General features: G+C 73.6%; 2 protein-coding genes and 1 pseudogene. 2 read left to right on the top strand and 1 reads right to left on the bottom strand.

What is annotated here, in order from left to right; translation table 11 throughout:
• Together ABZ297_RS46690 and ABZ297_RS46685 are read left to right on the top strand one after the other, a co-directional pair.
• Nucleotides 1–405 (top strand): annotated as a pseudogene (locus ABZ297_RS46690) (hypothetical protein); the annotation flags it as partial.
• A gap of 164 nt (nucleotides 406–569) precedes the next feature.
• Nucleotides 570–1,514, top strand: a complete 945-nt coding sequence (locus ABZ297_RS46685) for a slipin family protein (RefSeq protein ID WP_355361035.1) — start codon at nucleotides 570–572, stop codon at nucleotides 1,512–1,514.
• 47 nt (nucleotides 1,515–1,561) lie between these two features.
• Here the strand turns inward: ABZ297_RS46685 and ABZ297_RS46680 are convergent, their stop codons facing one another.
• A complete protein-coding gene (locus tag ABZ297_RS46680; protein WP_355361038.1) occupies nucleotides 1,562–2,179 on the bottom strand; it encodes a hypothetical protein in 618 nt (205 codons plus the stop codon).
• Nucleotides 2,180–2,295 lie beyond the last annotated feature (116 nt).

Raw genomic sequence — 2,295 nt, 5'->3', positions numbered from 1 at the left:
GTCGCCGCCGGCGCGCCCGCGCAGGTCACGCTGGAGGAGACGGTCAGCGCGTGCGAGGAGCGGTTCGCCGCCGCGGTGGCCGGGGCCGACCTGGCGGCGGCGGCGCGGGTGGTGCTCGACTTAGAGGCCGAGATCGTCAAGTGGGCCGCCGACACCGAGGAGGACTCCGGCGGCGTCGACCAGGCCAGAGAGCTGATGCGCCTGCTGATCGGCAGGCTCGGCGAGACCGCAGCGACGGCCGGTCTCCGCGCGCTCGTCGAGTCGCTGCTCGCGCTCCGCGACGAGCTGCGCGAACAGGGCCGATACGCGGTCGCCGACGCGCTGCGGGCGGCGATGCACGAGGGCGGCGTCGTGGTCGAGGACGCACCTGACGGCCCCCGCTGGACCTCGACGGCGACCCGCTGAGCCTGCCGGCCCGCCCGGCGCACAGCCTGCCGGCCAGCCCGCCCACCAGCCCGGCCCGCTGCTCCGACCCTGGGCCGCCCACGCGGGCGCCCGCCGGCTCCCGGCCGCGTGACCTGCGCCTTCCCCGGCGAACGGGCCTAGGCTGGAGGGAGAAGGGACACATCATGGCCACCAGCATCGTCCTCGTCGTCCTGGCCGTCCTCGCCCTGTGGGTCGTGCTCAGCGGGGTCAGGATCGTCAACCAGGTGGAACGAGGCATAGTCTTCCGCTTCGGCCTAGCCCAGAAGCAGGTGCGACAGCCGGGGCTCAACGTCATCATCCCGTTCGTGGACCGGATGAAGAAGATGAACGTCCAGATCGTCACCATGCCCGTCCCCACGCAGGAGGGCATCACGCGCGACAACGTGTCCGTCAGGGTCGACGCCGTCGTCTACTTCCGCGTGCAGGACCCGCTGCGGGCCGCCATCGAGGTGCAGAACTACCTGTTCGCGGTCGAGCAGGTGGCGCAGACCTCGCTCCGCTCGATCATCGGCAAGAGCGAGATGGACGACCTGCTGTCCAACCGGGAGGAACTGAACAAGGGCCTCGCCCTCGTCATCGACAGCCCGGCGCTCGGCTGGGGCATCCACATCGACCGCGTCGAGATCAAGGACGTGCAGCTGCCCGAGACGATGAAGCGCTCGATGTCGCGCCAGGCCGAGGCCGAGCGTGAGCGGCGGGCGCGCGTCATCACCGCCGACGGCGAGCTGCAGGCCGCCCAGAAGCTCGCGGACGCCTCCACCATCATGTCCGGCCAGCCTGCCGCGCTGCAGCTGCGGCTGCTGCAGACCGTCGTGGAGGTCGCCGCCGAGAAGACCAGCACCCTGGTCATGCCGGTGCCCGTGGAGCTGCTGCGCTTCTTCGACCGTGTCGCCCCGGACAAGGAGTCGGTGCGCGAGGCGTCCGCACGGGCGCGGGTGCCGGAGCAGGCGGCGGTCACCCGGGAGGAGCCCGCCACGCCGTCGCTGCCGCCGCTGGACGACCTGCGCGGCGTCCTCCCACCCCAGCACGCCCCTGGAGCGGCGGCGTCAGCCACACCACCCGGCGACGCCGGCCGCACTCCCCGCTGAAACGGCGCACCCGGCCTGATGCGTCCGCTTCGTCCCGGGTGTGCGGCTCAGGGCTGAGCGGCCGTGGCCGGTGGCTGGGCGACTGTCAGGTTCAGCAGCGGCGTCAGCGAAGGCGCCGTCCGGAGCTCGCCGGCTTCGGCGATCAGAGCCGTCACCTGGTCGTCCGGGAGGGCGCGGGTCGCGTTGGCGCGGAACTTCACCGCCAGCTCCTCCCGCGTGAGCGGGTGTTCGGGCCCGCCGCGCGAGGAGTCGACGCGGTGCTCCCTGGTGGACCCGTCGCGCAGCCGTACCCGCAGGACGGCGGCGAACGCGCGGGGGAAGATCTCCGACGCCCGCTCGTCCGCCACGCAGCGCACCCGCTGCGCCAGCGCCAGCCGGTCGGGGTCCAGGGCGGCGAAGTCGTCCAGCGAGAGCCCCAGCCCGCCGCCGCCGCGCAGAGCGGCCGCGACCGTGTACGGGCCGGAGAACTTCGCGTGGTACGCCGAGCGCGGGCGGACCTTGTCCTCGCGGGGCTCGGCGATCGTCCGCAGCACGGGGGCCGCGACGCCCAGCTCGGCGTCCTCGACGTCCTCGGGGGAGACGCCGGACGCGCGCAGGGCCAGCGCGCAGTCGATGCCCGGGTGGGTGAAGTGGTTCGTCGGGTACGGCTTGTAGACCGTGCGCAGCAGTTCCCACCGCTCGCCCAGCCCTGACCGGCGCGGCGACCGCGTTCAGCCCCACCTCCAGCTCCTCGAGCGTGCAGGCCCAGCCGCGCTCCCTGATCTGCGCCAGGCCCAGCCCG

The sequence above is a fragment of the Nonomuraea sp. NPDC005983 genome (assembly GCF_040614375.1).
Classification (GTDB): domain Bacteria; phylum Actinomycetota; class Actinomycetes; order Streptosporangiales; family Streptosporangiaceae; genus Nonomuraea.
Note: the sequence above shows the minus strand (reverse complement) of the source record. Positions and strands in the feature narration are given on the sequence as shown.

Coding starts and splice junctions, on each gene's coding strand:
- ABZ297_RS46685 (WP_355361035.1), top strand. CDS start 570: ATGGCCACCAGCATCGTCCTCGTCGTCCTGGCCGTCCTCGCCCTGTGG.